The 23042-nt window shown below is 42.4% G+C and carries 17 protein-coding genes and 2 pseudogenes; 11 read left to right on the top strand and 8 right to left on the bottom strand.

Annotated elements, in window-relative coordinates; all coding sequences use genetic code 11:
- Nucleotides 1-537: a TIGR00730 family Rossman fold protein gene (locus tag DW059_RS08335; protein WP_117698464.1), complete on the top strand. Its 537-nt coding sequence runs from the start codon at nt 1-3 to the stop codon at nt 535-537.
- A gap of 142 nt (nt 538-679) precedes the next feature.
- Here DW059_RS08335 and DW059_RS08330 read toward each other — a convergent pair whose 3' ends face one another.
- Nucleotides 680-2764: a methyl-accepting chemotaxis protein gene (locus tag DW059_RS08330; RefSeq protein WP_117698463.1), complete on the bottom strand. Its 2085-nt coding sequence runs from the start codon at nt 2762-2764 to the stop codon at nt 680-682.
- 320 nt (nt 2765-3084) lie between these two features.
- Here DW059_RS08330 and thiE point away from each other — a divergent pair, with 320 nt between their 5' ends.
- The 5 genes from thiE to thiM all read left to right on the top strand — a co-directional run bounded on the left by thiE (nt 3085) and on the right by thiM (nt 7475).
- Nucleotides 3085-3732, top strand: coding sequence for a thiamine phosphate synthase (thiE, locus tag DW059_RS08325; RefSeq protein ID WP_117698462.1), 648 nt, complete (start codon nt 3085-3087; stop codon nt 3730-3732).
- A gap of 400 nt (nt 3733-4132) precedes the next feature.
- Nucleotides 4133-4936 (top strand): bifunctional hydroxymethylpyrimidine kinase/phosphomethylpyrimidine kinase, encoded by an 804-nt coding sequence (thiD, locus tag DW059_RS08315; protein WP_117698460.1) that lies wholly within the window; start codon nt 4133-4135, stop codon nt 4934-4936.
- A complete protein-coding gene (gene cytX, locus DW059_RS08310; protein WP_117698459.1) occupies nt 4929-6113 on the top strand; it encodes a putative hydroxymethylpyrimidine transporter CytX in 1185 nt (394 codons plus the stop codon). Before thiD ends, cytX begins: the two co-directional genes overlap by 8 nt.
- Before the next feature lie 42 nt (nt 6114-6155).
- Complete coding sequence (gene thiW, locus DW059_RS08305) at nt 6156-6671, top strand: energy coupling factor transporter S component ThiW (protein ID WP_022243897.1); 516 nt, start codon at nt 6156-6158, stop codon at nt 6669-6671.
- A gap of 3 nt (nt 6672-6674) precedes the next feature.
- On the top strand, nt 6675-7475 hold the full coding sequence (thiM, locus tag DW059_RS08300) for a hydroxyethylthiazole kinase (RefSeq protein WP_117698458.1): 801 nt from the start codon (nt 6675-6677) through the stop codon (nt 7473-7475).
- A 21-nt stretch (nt 7476-7496) separates the two neighbouring features.
- On the opposite strand, the gene DW059_RS08295 is transcribed toward thiM, so the two are convergent.
- Both DW059_RS08295 and DW059_RS08290 read right to left on the bottom strand, forming a co-directional pair.
- Complete coding sequence (locus tag DW059_RS08295) at nt 7497-8375, bottom strand: YitT family protein (RefSeq protein ID WP_117698457.1); 879 nt, start codon at nt 8373-8375, stop codon at nt 7497-7499.
- A gap of 18 nt (nt 8376-8393) precedes the next feature.
- The gene (locus tag DW059_RS08290) at nt 8394-10346 is read right to left on the bottom strand and encodes a helicase-related protein (RefSeq protein ID WP_117698456.1); all 1953 of its coding nucleotides are present in this window, start codon (nt 10344-10346) and stop codon (nt 8394-8396) included.
- Between the two features lie 797 nt (nt 10347-11143).
- On the opposite strand from DW059_RS08290, the pseudogene DW059_RS08280 reads away from it, so the two are divergent.
- Nucleotides 11144-12528, top strand: a pseudogene (locus DW059_RS08280) (MATE family efflux transporter).
- A gap of 159 nt (nt 12529-12687) precedes the next feature.
- Here DW059_RS08280 and DW059_RS15905 read toward each other — a convergent pair.
- Nucleotides 12688-13512, bottom strand: coding sequence for a TPM domain-containing protein (locus DW059_RS15905; RefSeq protein ID WP_158552085.1), 825 nt, complete (start codon nt 13510-13512; stop codon nt 12688-12690).
- Nucleotides 13505-15100 carry a zinc ribbon domain-containing protein gene (locus DW059_RS08270; RefSeq protein WP_117698454.1) on the bottom strand — a complete coding sequence of 532 codons (1596 nt, stop codon included), beginning with the start codon at nt 15098-15100 and terminating at the stop codon, nt 13505-13507. Before DW059_RS08270 ends, DW059_RS15905 begins: the two co-directional genes overlap by 8 nt.
- A gap of 680 nt (nt 15101-15780) precedes the next feature.
- On the opposite strand from DW059_RS08270, the gene DW059_RS08265 reads away from it, so the two are divergent.
- Nucleotides 15781-16047 carry an RDAC family protein gene (locus tag DW059_RS08265; RefSeq protein ID WP_117698453.1) on the top strand — a complete coding sequence of 89 codons (267 nt, stop codon included), beginning with the start codon at nt 15781-15783 and terminating at the stop codon, nt 16045-16047.
- Nucleotides 16048-16097: 50 nt separating this feature from the next.
- Here the strand turns inward: DW059_RS08265 and DW059_RS08260 are convergent, their stop codons facing one another.
- Nucleotides 16098-16454, bottom strand: a complete 357-nt coding sequence (locus DW059_RS08260; RefSeq protein ID WP_147326034.1) for a hypothetical protein — start codon at nt 16452-16454, stop codon at nt 16098-16100.
- A complete protein-coding gene (locus DW059_RS08255) occupies nt 16421-17215 on the bottom strand; it encodes a DUF4422 domain-containing protein (RefSeq protein WP_117698451.1) in 795 nt (264 codons plus the stop codon). Before DW059_RS08255 ends, DW059_RS08260 begins: the two co-directional genes overlap by 34 nt.
- A 135-nt stretch (nt 17216-17350) precedes the next feature.
- Here DW059_RS08255 and DW059_RS08250 point away from each other — a divergent pair, with 135 nt between their 5' ends.
- Together DW059_RS08250 and DW059_RS08245 are read left to right on the top strand one after the other, a co-directional pair.
- Nucleotides 17351-18112, top strand: coding sequence for a LysM peptidoglycan-binding domain-containing protein (locus DW059_RS08250; protein WP_117698450.1), 762 nt, complete (start codon nt 17351-17353; stop codon nt 18110-18112).
- Between the two features lie 170 nt (nt 18113-18282).
- Nucleotides 18283-18711: a hypothetical protein gene (locus DW059_RS08245; protein WP_117698449.1), complete on the top strand. Its 429-nt coding sequence runs from the start codon at nt 18283-18285 to the stop codon at nt 18709-18711.
- Between the two features lie 783 nt (nt 18712-19494).
- On the opposite strand, the gene DW059_RS08240 is transcribed toward DW059_RS08245, so the two are convergent.
- Nucleotides 19495-19758, bottom strand: coding sequence for a TIGR03905 family TSCPD domain-containing protein (locus tag DW059_RS08240; protein ID WP_117698448.1), 264 nt, complete (start codon nt 19756-19758; stop codon nt 19495-19497).
- A gap of 709 nt (nt 19759-20467) precedes the next feature.
- On the opposite strand from DW059_RS08240, the pseudogene secA reads away from it, so the two are divergent.
- Nucleotides 20468-23037: pseudogene (gene secA / locus DW059_RS08235) on the top strand (preprotein translocase subunit SecA).
- The last annotated feature ends 5 nt before the right edge of the window (nt 23038-23042 follow it).

Below are 23042 nucleotides of genomic sequence, written 5' to 3'. Positions count from 1 at the left end.
ATGAATATAGCAGTATACTGCGGTTCATCCGCAGGAAGTAAAGAAGCATATACCATCGGTGCAGTAGCCCTTGGTATGTGGATTGCAGAGAACGGACACACGCTGGTATATGGTGGAGCTCGTGGCGGATTGATGGGAACCATAGCCAATTCCGTCTTATCCAATGGTGGGAAAGTAATCGGTGTACTGCCGCAGGTGGAATCCATTCAAAACCGCAGACACCAGTTTTTAACAGAGTACATAGATACGAAAGACATGGCAGAGCGGAAAGCGAAAATGATAGAATTAGCGGATGCTTACATTGCACTGCCGGGCGGGCCGGGAACCTTAGACGAGTTATCGGATATCATATCCCTGCAGCGTCTTCACATCAATGAGAATCCATGTATTCTTTATGATATTGATGGCTTCTATCAGCCACTGAAAGCATTTTTCGAAGAAATGCAGAGCTCAGGCTTTGCAGCAAAAGAAGATTTTAACCGTCTGCTGATTTCCAAAGATTTATCGGAAATTGAAGCATTTATTCAGCAGCATTAAATGAAGCAGGAAAATAAAGACGGAGATTACGGATACAAAATACAGACCAAAAAGAAAACTCATAGTAAATTCCAAACGGAATCTGCTATGAGTTTTCTTCTTTCGCAAGCAGCGATATCTTAAAAAATTACTTGAAATAGTTTTATCCTAGCAACTGTTCTACATAATCTTTAATTGCCATATTGTCTTCCGGCATCTGGCAGCCGACGATATACATGCCTTCGTCGTCAGAACTTCGGATAATATGACCTTCCAAAGCAGCCTGATCCGGTAAATCAAAGGAAAGGATATTTAAGAGAATATCAGTCCCTTTACTATCTGCAAAGAACGGTGCATCGCAAAGGAAAGCAAATCCGTTGGCACTGATATTTTCCATGCGTCCCTGGAAGGTTTCTCCGGTGTTCTTAACTGTAATATTACAGAAATTGGAAAGGTCGGCACGAGGATATTTCCGTCTGTTTAAAATATTTGGACTGCCGGTGATTTCTACGACGAAATCAGAGGTTGTTTTATCTACATGGATGGAAGCATTATCCCAGCAGTATAGTACATTTCCAACAGTAATCTGGATGGAACAGGATTTGCTGTTACGAAGAGAAAGCTTTTCTTCCAGGGAAAGTATAATCTGGTTGGAATACTGTTTCAGAACTTCACCATGGAAAACATGGTCAGGGTTCTCCGTCAGGCGGATGGTTGCTTTCATACCAGGATTGATATCCTCAATACCCATGAAGCCGCCGATTCCAAGCTTGCACATCAACGCCTGGATTTCATTTTCTATGCTGTTAATATTGTTAGCACTTTCATCATATTTGCTTACCATACGTTGACTGATATCATCAGAATCATGAATGCAGAGTGTCATGGTATCGACAATTTCAGAAATATACTTCATATTTTCTACTAACTGGCGGTTTGATGTTTCCACTTCTTTGATTGCATTGTCAATGACCTGTATATGCTCACCCATCTGAGATGAGTCAGCGGTAATTTTATTTACGTTTTCACCGGTCAGTGTGACTTTCTCAAGAGTAAGCTGGATAAGTTTTAAGGTCTCTTCAATGGATTTTGTCATTTTGCCGGAGATTTCATCCAAACGCATCAGTGCATCCTGGATCTGTTTGGAAGAAGCCTTGGTTTCAGTGCTCAAGGTACGGATTTCCTCAGCAACAACAGCAAATCCTTTTCCTGCTTCTCCGGCTCTTGCAGCTTCAATGGAAGCATTTAAGGCAAGGAGGTTTGTCTGACCGGAAATATTATCAATGGTTCCGGTTTCTGATTTTACTTTTTCAAATTCAGAAGTAAATTCCGTAAGAACCTGTTCTACTTCGCTGGAAAGCTTTGACATAGTGCCGGCAGTTGTAACCAGACCCTCTAAGTCAGCAGAACTAATCTGTGCATGGTGAATGGATTCATCCGTCAAAGATACCATTTCGTGAATCATGGATACAACATGCTCAACCTGGGAATTGATATCGGTAGTCATATCAAGGGAAGAAGTCGTACGGTTCTGTAATTCCTGATTGTTGTTGGTCAGATTATTCATTCCTTTTAAGACAACGTCAGAACCATGTTTATTTTCATTAGCCAGTTCCCGGACAACGGTGATACCGTCCATAACGTTATTGCTGGCAGTTTTCACCTTTTCTACGGTATTTACCACACGGTGTAAATCATTCTTAATGCTGTCTGTTAATGCACCGTCAGCTTCATTTAAGTGGCGGATGGACATGATATAACAGATATAGCACAGAATCAGGCAGGATATCTGCAGCTGATAATTCTTTACGTCAGTAGCAGTGGTGCAGCTTAATACCATATAGCGGTAAATAATACTGATTACTACGCTGATAGTATTTGCAATACCGCACTGCAGCATGAATTTCCGGTCTTTAAAAATAATTAAAAGACTGGTTACCGGCAGAATGTAGGTAAATGCAATTGGGGATGCTGTGGTACATAAAAGATAAGTATAAAAGATACCGTAACCAAGCACCAGTATATAGCGATAGATGTCAGTAGTTTTTCCTTTGATTTTTAGAAATAATTCTCCAATAAAAAATGGAATCCAGCAGAGCAGAACAAAATAGAGATACTGCTTCGATGGATAGAGACCGTTGGACATATCGGCACCATAGTTAGCGGTCAGCAGCAGGGAAAATACAAGCCAGATTCTGCGGGCTTTGATATTGGCCTTGGCTTTAAAAACATTTTCATCATAATTCATAGATATTCTTAATCCTTCTCTTTCGTACAATGATATAATAAGCTAAACTAATTCTAAGCCATTTTTTTGTGGTTTTCAAGGTATTTTATGGAAAACATAGCTTGCTTTTTTGTGGGGAATGTGTATAATGAAAATCGTTGAAAAACGGGGTGCTCGCACAGGCGGGCTGAGAGTAAGCAGAAGCTTTAACCCAGAACCTGATTTGGATAATGCCAACGTAGGGAGATAACGAAACGCAGGTGCGATTACTTAGTGTGCAGGAATCTTTTTTACAGAGGTCCTGCACTTTTGTTTTTGCAGGTAGTGAGGAGAAATCACATATGAATATTACAAGAGAACAGCTTCTTCTTTATGCCGTTACCGACCGTAGCTGGCTTAAGGGAGAGACCTTATATGAGCAGGTAGAAAAAGCATTGAAGGGCGGAGTTACTTTAGTGCAGCTTCGGGAAAAAGAATTATCTGAGCCGGAATTTGAAGCAGAAGGCAGAAGCCTTTTGGAACTCTGCCACCGTTATAGGGTACCATTGATCATCAATGATAATGTGGAACTGGCAGAAAGGATAGGAGCCGATGGCGTGCATGTGGGACAGTCCGATATGGAGCTGACCCGTGCAAGAGAAATTCTTGGAACAGATAAAATCATCGGAGTGACTGCGAAAACAATAGAACAGGCACAGGCAGCAGAAAAAGCCGGTGCAGATTACTTAGGAAGCGGAGCCGTATTTGGCAGCAGCACCAAGACTGATGCAAAGCCGATGGAACTAAGCCTCCTGCAGGAAATCTGCCAGAGTGTCACCATCCCCGTAGTCGCAATTGGCGGCATCAACCACGATAACATCCTGAAATTAAAAGGATGCGAAATTGCAGGAGCAGCAGTTGTAAGTGGGATCTTCGCATGTGAAGACATCGAAGAGGGAACGAAAGAACTGTTGCAAAAAGTAAATATGGTAGTAAAAAATCATGAATAAGATAGGACATAAAAAAGTCTTACTTATATAAAGTGCAGATGATGATAAGATGAGTCTTATTTTGAATGAGGAAACACGCTGTCCTTGGAATACCATTTCTTTGTCTTTCCTGGGACACTTGGATTTCCCCTATTCAACAGGCAACGCCGGCATCATGGATGTGCCGGCGAGGCGGAATGGAGCATGGATGCAACTTTTCGCCGTTTGCCGGAAAAAAGATATACTTACGGGAAATTCTAGTGACCCTGAAAGACAAAGAAGGTATGCAAGGGCAGCGGGATTGCTCATTGGAAATATAGTAAGATATATCATCGCCTGCAATGTAATAACAAACCACAGCGGCAGATTGGGGGCACCACCTTAGGTCGCTATACAAAATTAATGCAAAGGAGACAAATGTATGAACACAGCATTAACAATCGCTGGAAGTGATTCCAGTGGAGGCGCCGGCATCCAGGCAGATATTAAGACGATGACCGCCAATGGCGTATACGCCATGAGTGCGATCACGGCACTTACTGCCCAGAATACAACCGGCGTAACAGACATTATGGAGGTAACTCCAGAATTTTTGGCAGAGGAGCTGGATCGTATTTTTACGGATATATATCCGGATGCAGTGAAGACCGGAATGGTCTCTTCCAGTGCTCTGATAGAGACAATTGCGGACAAACTGACAGCGTACCACGCAAAAAATATAGTCGTGGATCCTGTTATGGTAGCGACCAGCGGAGCAAAGCTCATCAGCGATGACGCTATCGGTACATTGAAAACTAAATTATTGCCTCCGGCAACTGTTATAACCCCAAATATCCCGGAAGCGGAAGTGCTTTCCGGTATGGAGATAAAGACAGAAGCAGATATGGAAAAAGCAGCAGAAATCATTTGTAAAACCTTCGGTTGTGCCGTGCTGTTAAAAGGCGGACATCAGTTAAATGATGCCAATGATTTGCTCTGGCAGAAGGACAAAGAGCCGGTATGGTTCCACGGAAAGAGAATTGACAATCCAAACACCCACGGAACCGGTTGTACCTTATCATCTGCCATAGCATCTAATCTTGCCAAGGGACGCAGCCTGGAAACATCCGTGCAGTATGCAAAGAATTACATATCCGGCGCACTGGCAGCCATGTTAGACCTTGGAAAGGGAAGCGGCCCGATGAATCACGCATTTGCAATAGAAGGAGAATATACCAATGAATGAGAAGAAGACATCTGTATTCAGTAACGGATTAATCTGGTTTGGAGCCGGTGTATCCATAGCTGAAATTTTAACCGGAACTTATTTTGCACCGCTTGGATTTGGAAAAGCCATGGCAGCTATCTTATTAGGACACTTAATCGGTGGACTGATGATGTTTGCAGCAGGGATGATTGGTGCAAGAGAACGAAGAAGTGCCATGGAAACCGTAAAAATGAGCTTTGGAGAGAAGGGAAGCCTTCTTTTTGCAGCGTTGAATGTATTGCAGCTGGTAGGATGGACAGCCATAATGATTTATGATGGCGCACTGGCAGCCAATGGTGTCATTCCGGTAGCAAACTGGTTCTGGGCAGCTATTATCGGAGTCCTCATTATCCTTTGGATCCTGATTGGACTTACCAATCTTGGGAAGCTCAATACCGTTGCAATGACCGCATTATTTATCCTGTCACTGGTATTGTTTAAAGTGATTTTTATTGGAAATGGAGCCATTCCGGCAATTGTGGATGATGGAAGCCTTACCTTTGGCGCAGCCGTAGAGCTTGCGGTAGCAATGCCACTTTCCTGGCTGCCATTAATCAGTGATTATACAAGAGAAGCAGAAAAACCATTTGCAGCTACCGCAGTCAGCGTTGTTGTATACAGTCTGGTCAGTATTTTCATGTATGTCATTGGTATGGGTGCAGCACTTATTACCGGTGAATATGATATTGCACAGATTATGTTAAAGACCGGATTTGGTATCGTAGGACTTGTGATTATCATTTTCTCAACAGTAACAACGACTTTCTTGGATGCTTATTCTGCAGGTGTTTCCAGTGTATCCATTTCTGAGAAAATCAATGAGAAATGGGCAGCAATTATTGTAACGGTAATCGGAACTGTTGCAGCAATTGTATATCCAATGGATAACATTACAAATTTCTTATATCTTATCGGTTCTGTCTTTGCTCCGATGATTGCCGTACAGATTGCAGATTACTTTATTTTAAAGAAAGCCAATGCAAAAGACATGGCATTTCAGTGGCGTAATCTTGGTGTCTGGCTTATCGGATTTGTGCTTTACCGTGTGCTGATGCACATTGATACTCCGGTTGGAAATACACTTCCGGATATGGTGGTTACCGTCATTCTCTGCGTGATTGTGGAAAAAGTTGCAGAAGCAGTAAAGAAAAACTAAGAGGTTCCCGTCCTCTCGGATGGGAACAGAAGAGAGGACAAAATGAATCACAAATCAAACTTAAAGAAATTAACCGTAACCGCAATTTTTGCAGCAATCGCAGTCGTAGGAAGCCTGTTTTCATTTCCGGTATTCGGCTCAAAATGTGCCCCGGTACAGCATCTTGTAAACGTACTGTGTGCTGTTCTGGTAGGACCTTGGTGGGGACTTGCCCAGGCATTTATTGCATCTTTAATCCGTAACCTTTTAGCACTGGGAAGCCCACTGGCATTTCCGGGAAGCATGTGTGGAGCACTTCTTGGCGGACTCCTTTATAAATATGGAAAGAAACTCCCATTTGCATATATCGGTGAGGTAGTAGGAACCGGAATTATCGGTGGGATGCTTTCTTATCCGGTTGCTTATCTGGTAATGGGAAATACAGCAGCTGCATTATTTACTTTTGTAGTACCATTTTTAATCAGTACCTGTGGCGGAACCATTATTGCAATGATTATTACCATTCCTTTAAAGAAATCAGGAATGTTAGCAAAAATGAAAGACAGTCTGGAGAACTAGAATATGGAATTAGAAGCCGGAAAAATTGCAGAACTGCATCATGAGATAAAAAAGAAACGTCCGGTCATTCACTGTATAACCAATGCGGTGACCGTCAATGACTGTGCCAATATTCTGCTGGCAGCAGGCGCATCTCCGACCATGGCACATCATCCGCTGGAAGTGGAAGAGATAACAGAAGGGGCAGCAGCCTTAGTCTGCAATCTTGGAGCTATTGCGGATTTTGAAGCTATGGAAAAAGCCGGAAAGAAAGCGGATGAAATGGGACATGCCATTGTATTAGACCCGGTAGGAATTTCCGGTTCTACTTACCGGCGGATGAAATGCCAGACTTTGATAAAAGAAATTCACCCGACCTGCATTCGGGGAAATTATTCTGAGATTCGTGCACTGTTAAAGGACTGCAATACCGTAACCGGTGTGGATGCATCGGATAAGTCTGTTGATGTGGAAAGCATGAAACAATATGCGAAGGTACAGAAGACCATACTGATTGCATCCGGTGCAGTGGATGTGATTACGGATGGCAGAGAAGTCTTTGAATGCAGAAGCGGCCATGAAATGATGGCACATATTACCGGAAGCGGTTGTATGTCATCGGTTGTGCTGGGTGCATTTCTTGGAGTGGAAGCAACCATAGAAGCGGCAGCAGCCTGCTGCAGTTTTATTGGATTGTGCGGCGAGGCAGCCGCAGAAAAAACAAAGGAATGTCAGGGCGGTACCATGACATTCCGAAATGCTTTCATCGATGAAGTTTCGCTGATGACACCGGAGAAAATTTATGACCGGTATCAGGAAAAGTAGTTTTGTATACCAGATGATGCATTAATCATTTGGCGTATTGTGGAACCGGCCTTCCAGTTCTTCTGTCTTTACAATATTGATAAAGGCATGCGGGTCGATGGAACGTATCATAGGAATTAACTGGCGCTTAGCCTCCGTATTAATGACGGAGTAGATAAGCGTCTTTTCTTTTTCCTCATAACAGCCAATGCCCTGAAACAGGGTGGCATCATGGTTGGTGGTTTCCCGGATTGCATGATAAATTTCGTTGGATTTATCAGAAATAATAAACAGAGTCTCTTTCTTGTAACGCTTATAAAGCATCTGAATTACCTGGGTGCTGCAGAACTGGTAGATGATGGAGTAAAGTGCAATGGACCAGCCAAAGAGAGCACCTGCAATGGCAAGGATAATGACATTGCCAAGGAGAATATAATTCCATGCATCAATTCCCTTCTGGGAAGAAAGATAAATACTGATAAAATCGGTTCCACCGGTAGTAGTTCCAACGTTTAAGCACAGGCAGATGGCAAATCCGTTTAAAAGACCACCGAACACACTGATTAAAAGAACATCCTGTGTAAATACATAAGCCGGCAGCAGGTCTACGAAAATACTGGATAAGAAAATCGTAAGAATCGAGTACCAGGTAAATTTTTTCCCAAGGAACCGGAAACCGATATAGATTGGGAAAATATTTAAAGCCACGTTGAAAAAGGTATATGGAATATCAATATGGAAAAAGGTCAGTCCGATTTCCTGCAAGAGCAGGGATACTCCGGAAAAGCCACCCGGAAATAATCCGGCAGTTTTCGCAAAACAACGCAGGTTCCATGCATACAGAATCGATGCAAAAAATACGATGAAAATCCGGAAGACCTGATAAAATTTTGGATGTTTGGACTCAATGGAAAGAAACATAATGATTACCTCCTGTTATCAGATTTTTTTATAGGGACTGTGTCCATAACACTTCTCACAGACCCGGAACGGATAACCTACCGGCAGCGTTACGCCGCAGTATTTACAGGTGCGGATATAATCCTTCTTATCTTTGGCAAGAAACTTCATAATTGTATCTTCTGTCTTTTCCCGTTCCCGGTTTAATCGCTCGCTATCAGAAATTTTTCCCATTCTGGTGGAAAACTGATGGTACAAGTCCAGCATTTTATAAAAAGTTTCGTAACGCATCAGTCCCTTGTCATTACACATAATCAGTGATGGAAAATGAAGGGAGACATCAGCAGTATAGGTTTTACAGTAATAGAGCCACAAATCAACGATATCCCGGTTTTTGATATCAATGGAGCAGGTCAGCATCCGGTAGAGGGTATGTTTATCCTCAAACCCATCGATTTCTTTACGGGCTTTATATGCCTTATCATATAGAAAGAGAATTTCGTCAATGCTGATTTTCTCAAAAGGAGCAGAGGGCTCTACGGATTTCCATATTTTTAAAATGGCATTTAATGGCTCGTCCATATCTAAAAGGACATGTGGGAAACCAAGGCTTACCTTCTTAATAACCGGTTCCGGCTGGTCAAAACGTTTGGCAATATAATTTCTGGCATCCTCGCCCATGGCATTGACATAACCGGTGTCATACATGCCAAACCGTCCGGCACGTCCGGCAATCTGCCGTATCTCCGGAATATTAAGCGGGCGGGTGGAAATGCCGTCATACTTTTCTGTCTGGATAAAAACAATTCTTCGTACCGGAAGATTCAGTCCCATACCGATGGCATCGGTGGAAACCACTACTTTTGTTTCGTGGCTTAAGAAAAGACGAATCTGTCTTCTGCGGATTTCCGGTGGAAGACTGCCGTAGATGACACTGGCACGAATTCCCTCACGTTCTAATCGTCCGGCAATGTCTAAGACAGCACGCTTGGTAAAAGTGATTAGTGCATCACCTTCTGTGACATCATCCGGAAAAACAAATGCCTCTTGCTCACAGACCAGTGCAGTTTTCCGTTCATAGTGGCGAACCTCAAAGGTGTCATCGCAAAGGGCTATGAGGTGGGTAACAACTTCCTCGGCAGCAAGACTCATGCAGATATGGATTTCATCTGCTTTTACCCCCAGAATAGCGCGGGTCCAGGAGTGCCCACGGTCACGGTCTGCAATCATCTGTGCTTCATCAATAACGGCAATATCATAGTGCTGTTCCATGTCCAACATTTCAATGGTAGAAGAAGTAATCCGGCTGTTTTCCTCCGGAATGCATTCTTCTCCGGTAAGCATCGTACAGGCAATGCCGGCATCTTTCATTTTCTCATAGATTTCCAGCGCTAGAAGACGCAAAGGACCAAGATAGACTCCGCACGAAGCCTCTTTTAAACGTTCTAATGCGTGATAAGTTTTGCCACAGTTGGTAGGACCAACATGCAGGATAAAATGCCGCTGCATGCCTCTGGTCTGTGGAAATTCTGTTTCCGGTTTCAACGGAACCATCCCGACAATCTGATGACGCATTCCAAATTGTCCATACTGATGGCACAAATCCTTTAAGGTGCGCCGGCAGATTGCAAGGGGCATTTCCTGATATAAAAAGTTTAAGAAACGCTCTGTAATTAATTCCGGTTCCTCGTCCCGCAGGGAACTGATATCAAGACGGACCAGCTCAGCAACAAGATAAGTCTCAAACTGCATAATATAAATGGGATTGGCATCCCGATAAACAAAATAGGAAAGATTACGGAGCTGACGGTGATAATTCTCCAGCTGCGGCTGCTTTATCTTCGGAGAATGGATAGCCAGCAGTTCCTTGGAAAGCCGCTGCATCCGCTTCGGATAGGGACCTGTTTCCGGTATCGTTTTTTTATGCTTCTTTTTCGCAAAGGTTTTATACTGGGCACAATAGAATTGTACCAATTTATCTGTCTGTATCATAAGACCTCCATATCTATGCTAAGTATACCATTCTTTGGGTATGGTTGCAAAAGACATATTTTTTACTTTACAGGAAATTGCTTTCCTGTAAAGTAAGAAACGCTCCGCGAGGATGCGCACTGCGGCGTATGAGGTAGATGTCGCAAGCGACCGCCGCAGGCGCGAGAATGTGCCAAGGCATATTCTATGTTCTATGAAATCTCTTCCACCGCTGGTTTGACTTCGGAGAAAATGGGTGTTACAATCGTTCGGTATGAAATGCTTTATGCAGGCGATGGGGAAAGCTTATAAGATAATACAAAATCATTGGTTATTCAGCAATTGCCTGTTTGGGACTGGAAAATCCCACAGTTCTAAAGTACATGTTTTTCTTTTTGCTATGAAAACAGTCTTTTCCATGTTTGACAGTAATACTGCACCGTTCGCTGAAATACGGATGTATTTTAAGGACTGTTAGGGGCACTTGGAATTTCGTCTGGCAATAGGCAACGCTGGTACAGGGATGTACCAGCGAGGCACAGATGAACATGGATGTGAATTTGTGCCGGTTGCCAGACAAAGCAGGCTGTAAATCGAAATTCCTAGTGCCCCTTGCAGGACTTATGTGGCATCCGTATCCAGCGGACAGTACAGTATTCCAGTCAAAGCAGGCAAAAGACAGTTTACAATCAAGAAAAACATGTACTTAAGAACGGTTGGTATTTTCCGTCAACAAACAGATTGTTGCTGAATATCCAATTGATTATTTGTTTCAGTCATAAGCTTTCCCCTTCGCCGGAGAAAGAAAGGAGACTGTGATGGAACACATAGTAGAAACTACGAAGAATCCGCTGGCGGAAGAAAAAATCGGGAAACTGATTGCCCGCTTTGCAATACCGGCAATCATCAGCATGCTGGTAAGTTCCCTTTATAATATAGTAGATCAGATATTTATCGGACAGGGCGTTGGCATGCTTGGAAATGCTGCAACAAATATTGCATTTCCGGTATCCATTATCTGCACGGCAACGGCATTGTTACTTGGAATCGGAAGTGCATCCAATTATAATCTGGAAACCGGAAAAGGAAATGTAGAAGAAGCAAACAAGATTGCAGGAACAGGACTGGGTCTGTTGTTTATCTGTGGAGTGATAATTGCAGCAATCGTATTGCTGTTTTTAAATCCGCTGCTGTATTTATTTGGTGTAACACCGGATGTGCTGCCATATGCACAGGATTATACATTTATTACAGCCTTTGGAATCCCGTTTCTGGTATCCACAACCGGCGGAACGCATCTGATCCGTGCGGACAGAAGCCCGACCTATTCCATGACCTGTATGCTTGTGGGTGCAATTATCAACACGATCTTAGACCCGTTATTTATTTTTACATTTAACTGGGGAATCAAAGGAGCCGCATGGGCGACTGTAATCGGACAGTTTGTATCAGGTCTGCTTGTTATTATATATTTTGTAAAATTCCGAAAAATGGAACTTCGGTTTTCCATGCTTCGTCCAAGGGTAAAATATATGAAAGCGATTGCAGCATTGGGAATGGCTTCCTGCATCAACCAGATAGCCATGGCAATCGTGCAGATTACCATGAATAATACGTTGCGTCATTACGGAGAAATGTCTGTATATGGAACAGATATCCCCCTTGCCTGCGTTGGAATTATCTCAAAAGTAAATATGGTATTTATGGCAATCTGTATTGGAATTTCCCAGGCTGTCAGCCAATCTGGGGCTTTAATTATGGAGCGGGAAGTTTTGGGAGAGTAAGAAAAACATTCTGGCGTGCCTTTGAGATATCCGTGCTGGTGGGTGTTGCATTTTTTGTTGTATTTCAGATATTTCCACATCAGCTGGTGACGGTATTTGGTGATGGAAGTACAGAATATTTCCAGTTCGCAGAGCGGTATTTCAGAATTTTTATGTTTATGACATTTATCAATGGAATCCAGCCAATGTCTTCTAGTTTCTTTACATCCATTGGAAAAGCCAGACTTGGTATTGTTGTATCACTGACCAGGCAGGTGCTGTTTTTACTGCCGCTGATTCTTATTTTCCCTTTGTTTATGGGAATCGACGGAGTAATGTATGCAGGACCAATCGCAGATGCAGCTGCAGCTGTCGTTGCCATTTTCTATGCACTGCGTGAATTAAATATCATGAAAAATTTAGAAAAGAAAGCAGTATAAAAATATCAATATAAAAAACGTCAAAAAGAATCCCATGGAAAACAGAAATATTCTCCATGGGATTTTTGCTATTTCCGGGCATCTGCAGGAATTTGCCGGTGGCAGGTCCTACAGGTTATGAAATAGCGGTATAAAACGGCAAAAGGCAGGTCTTTGGGATTAGAAGCTGTGGCCGCCGCCACCGCCGCCACTGCTACTGCCACCGCCGCCACTGCTGCTGCCACCGCCGCCGCTGCTGCCACCGCTGCCGCTGCTGGAAGGCGGACTGTAGACACGGGATTGCCGGATAAAACGGACATTTGGATTGACAATATTGCACTGTGTAAATACCTTTCCTAAAAGATCTGTTTTCGATGGTCTCTTCGCACGGGAGAAGGAACGTACCAGAAAATAATTTAACAACAAAGCAATGATAACTGCTAAAAAGGCATTACTGATATATTTCATCGGCTGCGCAATTTTTCGCCCTTCGAGCAATGTATTAATCTGACCAAAAGCGGTAAATGCACAGGTGTAATAATCACCATCAGAGGCATATTTGTATACATTATCGGTGATAGTGTTGGCATAACTTTTCGTAATGGTTTCATAAATGGTTCCGTTGCTGTGAATCCAGATGTTCCGATTGTCCATATCAATGAGAAATACGGTTGCACTGGTGGAACCGAAGGTGTCGCGGTAATAGCTTCGGATATAATCCTCAGTAGAATAGTAAGGATTGTAATCGATGGATTTAAAAGCAACACTTCCGTAAGTGGTAATCGGAGCCATCTCTTTTCCAAGGGTGGTTTCTTCCTCGTCTGTTAAAAGGTTGGCATCGTCCTCAACGATAACCTGATAACCGGTGCTTTTATTGGTATAGGTCTTGGTTTCGGCTTTGCAGGTAATACTTCCGTTAAGTAAGAGGAAGAAACATGCAAGCAGGCAGCCAAGAATTATTTTTGCAGAAAAAGAGCTGTATTTCTTCTTATATGTATCAGGCACGGTCATCACCTCCCTGTCGGTTAAACTGCGGCAGTTTCCGCATGGTAAGCATATTGTATTCCTTTAAAATGCTAAGAAGCGTAAAAATAATACCGGCAAAAGATACAATTGCACCACCATAGTAATAAAGGTCGGAAACCGGATGCAGGAAAGTAATCATTCCGGCAGCAGCAATGGAAATTAAGGCACCTAGGAATCCCGGAATTTTTCCACGGGTGGTTGTTTCACTGAACTGGGAAAATCCAAACAGCGAAGTCAGAATCCCACCGCCGATAACAATAAGCATAACAATTTTAGAAAATGAAAAACCGCCGGAACTAAAGATTCCCATTAGAACCTGAATTGCAAATACACCTAAAAACAGATAAGGAATAATGCTTTCAAATTTAGATTTCATGCTTTTATGGGGCTTTAAGTTTATTTTTACGTTGGCTTCTTTCTTGACATTTCCCTGTTTGGACTGATATCCCCTGTCATTCTCATAGGTTTCCTGACTATGGATTTCGCTCAGCTCCACAAAATAAATAATGGAGGCAAAAAGTGCCAGAGCCGCAGAAAGTATCAGGGTTGAAGCAGGCCGTATGGTAAAGAAAAGATTTAAAAGCAGAAAAACCGGGATAGCCAGTAGAAAGGAACCGAGTAAAAATTTACGTCTATCTACCGGGATATCAGCAGCAACCTTTCCGGTCTGTCCATTGACCGTAGCGTAGGCAACGCGGTCTTTGTTACGGTAGGATAAGAACCATACCGGAAGCATGGCGCTGGCAGCTTCCTTGCATTCCGTATTTAATGCATAACTCATATAATGGTTTGTTTCCGGATAAATAAAATTAAATTCCTGGAAGGCAGGTATTTTTTTGACTTTGGAATAAGTCTGTTCATTGGCAATGGCTTTTGCGTCCTCCAGATAAATATCGCTGTCCACATCGGCAGTATCAGCATAGAAACCACACAGAATGGACGGAGTAAAACTTTTCATGCCGCGCACATCAAAGGGAGCAATATTCTCGCTGATAACATCCGAAAAAGAAGAAGACGCATCATAAGAGAGCCCTTTATAATAGGCATCCGTCTGGCAGAGCAGATTATAGTGGTCGGTTACAATATAGTTACCTTCCCGGTGGCTTTTTTCAGCCGGCAGCTGTACCGTACCTTCGTGGGTAATGTTATATACCCAGTAAGGCATATAAATCCCACGGAAATTGTCTACATTGCGCGGGTCTTTCAGTTCCTTAGGGGCAAAAATGGCATGGCGCATCATTTTGCCATAAGCCTTCTTGCAGTCCTCCTTGGTAATCTGGAAAGGAACAATGTAGTCCGGACGTTTTTCCCTGGCAATCCGGCTGTCAAGAATCGTAGAAGCACCACAGAAACTACAGAATCCGGTTGCAGCATTCTCAGTACTTAAGATTTCACCGCCGCATTGCGGACAGGTGAAAATGTTGACATCATAAGTAGATGTCTCCACAGCATCGTGATCCTTCTGATAGCTGTAAGGATTCAGCTGTGTGTGACAGTAGTCACAGACAAGTGATTGTGTTGGAATATCAAACCTCAGATTTCCTCCACAATTGGGACATTCATACATAACATTCTCCTCTTTTGATTTAATATACTCAGGTATTGACCGCACAAGGATACGTTGTCCCCGGAAAACTTCTGGTATCGAAGACCTTTGTTTTAGATATAAAAATACCGAATTTCTAATGTGTGTGTTTCACTTTTGGTTATAAAAACTATCTTTCCAATGTTTGACAAAATCACTGTACGGTTCGTCGAAATGCAGATGCCTTATAACGACTGCTAGGGGCACTTGGAATTTCGCCTGAAAACCGGCAACACTGGCACAGGGATGTGCCAGAGAGGTGCATATGAGCACGGATGTGAATTTGCACCGGTTGCCGGATAAAGTGATATATTGTCCGAAATTTCCGGTGCCCCTTGCAGCCGTTAGGTGGCATCTACAATCGACGGACAGTGCAGAGATTCCGTCAAAGCAACGGAAAGACAGTTTACCATCAAGCGAAACACACACATAAGAAATGCAGGTATTTCATATTATAAAAACAAAAGGTTCTTCGATACCAAAGTTTTCCGGTATCAACTTATCTCGTTGACAATGACCTAATGTAATATACTAATATGGTAATAGAAATATAACAGAAAGTAAATACATTTTACTTTATATTTTCAGAAAATTGAGTTATAATATATATATCTAGAAGTAATACGAGAGAGTTGTCATACGACCGTAGAGGAGGGGTGCTTATGAGACAGGAATTTACTTATAACCAGATTGCACACCTGAATGCAGCGTTACATGAACAACGCCTGCCATACCGTATTAGCTTTCATGATGCGGAGACAGCCGTTGTAGAACCGTTAGGATTTTGTGCATGTGATGGTAAAGAGGGTATGCTCAAAGCGGCAATTGAAGCATTTTTTGAAAAAGAGGGAATGACCGTAACATTCTCTGACCATTGCGAAATTATTTCACCGGGATGCCGGACCGTTTCTGTGGCAGCCTGCCAGTAGAAACAGGTGAAACCGGAAAGATGGGCAGATTAGAAGGAAGAAGCCGGAATTCAAAAATCTTTGAGATGGGAACAGATTTTTGAAAATACGTTCTCTTTTAAGTCCTCATCAGAACAGAACATTTGAATCGCTATATCCACTGCTTTCGGAGAGAGAGCAGTGGATTTTTTGAGCCATGAAATATCAGCGGCAGACTCTGTCCCTGTAAGAAAATGATTTACAATTTCATTTAACCGGTGGCAGAATTCCATCAGGGAATGATAATCATGAATCATATCTAAAAGGTTGTGCCCATAAAGTTCCTGTTCAAAGGAACAGGTAGAAATTACCTGCATGCAAAGGTGCAGTTCACCGGTAATATCAGAAGCTTCCATCAGAATGTCCGGGCGTTTCGCATAGCTTTCCATGAAAATGGACTGGCTTTCTGGTAGTCGCCATTCGCAAAACATTTTGCCAGAGATTCCCGGAGAACTCTTGTTTCATGTTTTTCGCCGGACATCCCCACCATACATTCATAAGTGGAGAGATTCTGCTTCGCAATGTAAACTGTTAACAGAAATTCCGACAGGAATCCAAACAACCGCTTGCAGTAATTATCATAGTTGCTGATATCGACCCGGCACTCCACTTCAAAGAGAATGTCAAACAGCCATTCACAGTAGGCATCAAATCGTTCCTTTGAAGTAATGAAAATATTCCCAAAATAAGTATGTACATCATGAACCATATGGTGAAAAACAGGCAAATAGTCAGGGTATTTTTCAGAAATAACCTGCTCAGTAATCAGCAGATCCTTCTGGTGATGGTTCTGGCTGAAACCATTAAAATACGAAGTATTTAAAGTCAGAAGCTTTGGTGTGATCATGTCATGATTCTGAAGCAGCCGCATCAGCTCTCTTTCCGTGAAAATAAGCCCCTGCCTATTTATGAGATAGCGGCGGTAATGACAGATGCCGATATAATCGCAGGCATGGTAATTTTTCCAGAGCCAGTAGATGCCAGTCAGCTCGCAGAAACTTTTGTTTTTCCGGGAAATATTATCTCCGGTATCATCTGCAAGATAGCCCAATTCCGGAGAAATTGCATGTCCGACCTGCAGGGGGACATACATGGAATCGGTGGGAGCTTCAAATTGTTTGTGGGTCATAACGAATATTTTAATGGACATAATACACCTCGCGAAAACATGCTTTTCCCTTACTGTATACGCAATCGCATTCCTTGACAAGAGCAAATCAGGGAACCAATCAACATTTTTGACATAAACTAATACGAAAGTAAGAAAGAATGGGAAGAGGTCAGCGTGAACTGCAGCAATTCAATCGAACATACCGTGGAAGCGGGGGATACATTATACAAACTTTCCCGGCAGTATAAGACAACGGTATCCTCTATTATTTTAAGCAATCCAAGGATAAATCCTTACAATTTACAGATTGGAATGAAGATAGAAATATGCCCGGGCAGAGAATACACAAGACCGGAAATGCAGGGAAATACAGGAGATTCCGGGATTTCCAATAACAATGGAAAAGGAAATTTAAAAGAACTGATGCGGATGGCATGGCTGAATCATACCTACCTGCTCCGGATGCTTTTGGTCAGCATGGCAGCGGATTTGCCGGATCAGCAGGAGCTGGTTACTGCATTAATTGATAATGCAGAGGAAATAGCAGACTTTTTCGGCAGATATTATCCGGAAAATACGGTGCACAGCCTCAGAGATTTACTGGTGCGCCATGTAGAACTTACCGGTGGACTGATTACCCAGAAAAAAGAAGGGAGAACGAAGGATACGGCGGAGCAGGTACGCCGGTTAAACGAAAATGCAGACCGCATCGCAGAACTTTTAGCATCTGCAACACCGGAATATGAAGAAAGTGTATTAAAAGAAATGTTCCGTATGTATGTAGACCTGACCGGACAGGAAATCAGTGAGCGGCTTGCCGGCAATTATGAAAAAGATTTACAGACATTCTGGAATATCCAGCGGCAGATTATTGCCATGGCAGATTATCTTGCCAGCGGACTGGAAACAGAGGCAAAGGAATCCGGGCTTCGTTAAAGAAAAGGCATTAAAAAGTATTATTTCTTATGGTTTCACAGCAGAAGCGGCTGTGTTATAATAGAAAAACAGGACAAAAATAACCGGGGCTGTCCGAATGCAACTGCGGACAGCCACAACATAAAAGTACCAGTACAAAAATAATAGAAAATAGAAGGAGACAGCAAAAAATGACACCAGAATTTTTAAACAGTACATTAGAGCATTTATATGAAAGAACCAAAGAGGGAAAGCAGCACTGGAATGTTGAGATGAAGACCAGCGAATATAAAGAGGAATCCGAAAAGCCGGTTGTAGAAGCCGACGGGAAGCAGTGGGTAGTAGATGAGTGTTATACGGCCTATTCCTGCGAAGAGCATGGAAATGAATTTGTGATGATTACCTATGAAAATATTGAGACCTGCGGAGAAGAAGTGCGGAGCACCAACATGGTATTCCTGCCGGATCCAAATGTCCGCTATTTTGATTTGGAACGGCTGGCCCAGTATGCAATTCTTCCAAGCCAGAAATTGATGGAGACCATTCATCAGTTATTTGCTCTTCTGCTTTCTCTTCAGAAGGAAGAAAGTGCCCAGGTAGAGTGGAAAGTCAGCGAATAGGAAATGGCATCGCAGACAGATTACAGTTACATATGTTTCTTGTAGTTGTTTTAACAATTTAAATAAAACTGAAAATTCAGATAATTTACACAATATATGCAATATAATAAAGCAAATACGAAAAATAATTAAGAAAATTCTAAAAATAGTATTGACAAATGAACTATAGTTAGATATAATCAAATCATCAAAAGAAACAAATGAACGGAAACAAAGTAAGGAGGAGATTCCACCAGAAAGAGAAGGAACAAACTCATAATAATGTAAGAGGAGGTCGATACCACCAGGATATTAAATCAGAATCGGACAAGCGTTTAGACGAAGAGAAACGCAATAGTAAGAAAGGAAGGTACGGTCCAATGCAGAGCTGATAGATATTATGAAACCTGACATAATAAATAATAAAATCAGATTCAGTTCATGGATTCAGAATCGGAAGGAAAACCTGAGGTAAATACAAAAGAAAAGTGGATGGAGAATCAGAACGGCAACGTAAAGATATGGTTCCAGTCCAACAGGACTCAGAAGCGAACGGATTCAGGAGGAAGGGTTCAGGGATTGAAGACGAAATATACGAAATGAGGTAAAAGTCCAATGGACGAAATAGTATGAAAGGGCATCATCTTAAGAGAATTTAGATGATGCCCTTTTTCACTTTACAGGGAATTGCTTTCCTGTAAAGTGAAAAACGCTCCACGAGGATGCGCACTGCAGCGTATAAGGTAGATGTCGCAAGCGACCGCCGCAGGCGCGGGAATGTGCCAAGGCACATTCTTTGTTCTGTTATGCTTCTTTTTTTTGCACTTCAAGGGCTGCTAAGCATGCCTGGGCAAGCTGGTCGCCACAGGAAGTGGATTTGAATCCACAGGTGATGCCCTTTAATTTCTCTTCTACTTCTTCTACCGTTAATCCTTCTACCAAAGAAGAGATAGCCTTTAAGTTGCCGTTACATCCGTTGGTAAAGGTAACATGTTTTAAAACATTTCCCTCTAAATCCAAATCAATCTGGGTGGAACAGGTTCCTTTGGTTTTGTATGTGTAATGCATAAGAAACTCCTTTCTATACCTGGACTTGTTGTCAGGCGATTGCAAAATGAAAAATAGTGTATGACATATTTTTTATGAGGTGAAAGGCTCCTCTTCTTTTCGGATATGAAATATTGTAACACTAAGCACTTTATTTTTCTTTCTGTTATATCGACTGTCTTTCCAATGTTTGACAAGAAATTCCGGAACTGTCCGCCGGAGTGCGGATACCTTGGCAAAGCTGCTAGGGGCACTTGGAATTTCACTGGCAACCGGCAACACTGGCACAGGGATGTGCCAGTGAGGTGTATCTGAACATGGATGTGAATATACACCGGTTGCCGGACATAATCATGATTTCATCGAAATTCCTAGTGCCCCTTGCGGTTTTGACGTTGCATCCGCAACCGGCGGACAGTTCTGGAATCCTATGTCAAAGCAACCGGAAAGACAGTCTGCAATCAAGAAAAATAAAGTGCTAAGAGTTACGAGATATTTCATATCCATTAAAAAGAAGTGAAGTCTTTCACCTATAAAAATATCGTATTCTGTTTTTCCATTTTGCAATCGCCTGTTCAATCTTTGCCTATTATAGCATCTGTTTGTAAAAAGTCCACTGATTTAACAAAAAGTTTATAAAACGTTCATTGGATTAGATATTGTGAAGAAAGGCAGATAGTGGTACAATATTTCATAGTTGCGTAAGCAAAATTATGGATAGGAGCATTATATGAAAGCAATAGAAAAAATCTTTGGAACACATAGCGAAAGAGAATTAAAAAGAATTTATCCGCTTATAGATAAGATAGAGTCTTATCGGCCTGCCATGCAGGAACTGACTGATGAGCAGTTAAAGGATAAGACAAAAGAATTCAAAAAGAGACTTGCTGATGGTGAGACATTGGACGATCTGCTTCCGGAAGCATATGCAACCGTTCGTGAGGCAGCAAAGAGAGTGCTTGGAATGGAACATTACCGTGTTCAGCTGATTGGTGGTATTATCCTGCATCAGGGACGTATCGCTGAGATGAAGACTGGTGAAGGAAAAACACTGGTATCTACCTGCCGGCATACTTAAATGCATTGGAAGGAAAGGGCGTACATGTTGTAACTGTCAACGAATATCTGGCAAAACGTGATGCTGAGTGGATGGGACAGGTTCATGAATTCTTAGGACTGACTGTTGGCGTTGTGTTTAACGGCATGGACACTAAGGAACGTCAGGATGCATATAACTGCGACATTACTTATATTACCAATAATGAATTGGGATTCGATTACCTGCGTGATAACATGGTAATTTACAAGGAACAGTTAGTACAGCGTGGACTTCATTTTGCAATTATCGATGAGGTCGACTCTGTGTTGATTGATGAGGCAAGAACACCGCTTATCATTTCCGGACAGAGTGGCAAATCCACCAGTATTTATGAGGCATGCGATATTCTGGCAAGACAGATGAAACGTGGTGAAGACCAGAAGGAATACACCAAGATGGATGCTATCATGGGAGTGGAAATCGAAGAAGATGGAGACTTCGTGGTAAATGAGAAGGATAAAGTAGTCAATCTGACATTAGAAGGTGTAAAGAAGGTAGAACAGTTCTTCCACATTGATAACCTTGCGGATCCGGATAATCTTGAGATTCAGCATAATATCATTTTGGCACTGCGTGCACACAATCTGATGTTCCGTGATCAGGATTATGTGGTAAAAGATGATCAGGTATTAATCGTAGATGAATTTACCGGACGTATTATGCCGGGCCGGCGTTATTCAGATGGATTACATCAGGCAATTGAAGCAAAAGAGCATGTAAAAGTAAAACGTGAGAGCAAGACCCTTGCCAATATTACATTCCAGAACTTCTTCAATAAGTATGATAAGAAAGCAGGTATGACCGGTACCGCTTTGACAGAGGAAAAAGAGTTCCGTGACATCTATGGAATGGACGTTATCGAGATTCCTACCAACAGACCGGTTATCCGTGTGGATAAAGAGGATGCTGTTTATAAGACCAAGAAGGAAAAATTCCATGCAGTTGTGGATGAAGTAGAAGAAGCATACAAGAAGGGACAGCCAGTTCTGGTTGGTACAATTAATATCGATACTTCTGAGCTGGTAAGCTCCATGTTGAATAAGCGTGGTATACCACACAAAGTCTTGAATGCAAAATTCCATGAGTTAGAGGCTGAAATTGTAGCACAGGCCGGTGTACATGGTGCGGTTACCATCGCAACCAACATGGCTGGTCGTGGTACTGATATTAAGCTGGATGATGAAGCAAAGGAAGCCGGCGGTCTGAAAATCATCGGTACTGAGCGTCATGAATCAAGACGTATTGATAATCAGCTGCGAGGACGTTCCGGCCGTCAGGGAGACCCGGGAGAATCCCAGTTCTTCATTTCGCTGGAAGATGATTTGATGCGTCTGTTTGGTTCTGAGAAACTGCTTAGCATGTTTAATACTTTGGGTGTGCCGGAAGGCGAGCAGATTCAGCATAAGATGCTGACCAGTGCAATTGAAAAGGCACAGAAAAAGATTGAGGGAAATAACTTTGGAATCCGTAAGAATCTGTTGGAGTATGATCAGGTTATGAATGACCAGAGAGAGATTATATATGCAGAGCGTCTCCGTGTATTGAATGGCGAGAGCATGCGTGATGTTATCTATAAGATGATTACCGACAGAGTGGAAAATACAGTAGATACCTGTATTTCGCCGGATTTACCACCGGAAGAATGGGACATTAATGAACTGAACCAGTTATTGATTCCAATTATTCCACTTCAGCAGGTGACACCGGAGCAGGCAAAAGAATACAAGGATCAGAAGAAGTTAAAACATGCTTTAAAAGAACAGGCTGTAAAACTCTACGAGGAGAAGGAAGCAGAGTTCCCGGAGCCGGAAGCTGTCCGTGAATTAGAGCGCGTTATTTTACTGAAAGTTATTGACCGTAAGTGGATGGATCATATTGATGATATGGATCAGCTGCGTCAGGGAATCGGTTTACAGGCTTATGGACAGAGAGACCCGCTGGTAGAGTATAAGATGAGCGGTTATGATATGTTCGAAGAGATGATTAACAGTATTCAGGAAGATACCGTCCGTCTGTTATTCCATGTCAGAGTAGAGCAGAAGGTAGAAAGAGAGCAGGTTGCAAAAGTAACCGGAACCAATAAGGATGAGACTGCACAGGGCGTACCGAAGAAACGTGCGGCAGCAAAGGTTTATCCGAATGATCCGTGCCCATGCGGAAGTGGCAAGAAATACAAACAGTGCTGCGGAAGAAAAGCTTAAGAATA

It is taken from the genome of Roseburia sp. AF42-8 (genome assembly GCF_003435965.1).
GTDB lineage: Bacteria > Bacillota > Clostridia > Lachnospirales > Lachnospiraceae > Roseburia_C > Roseburia_C amylophila.
This window is presented reverse-complemented; position numbering and strand designations above follow the sequence as displayed.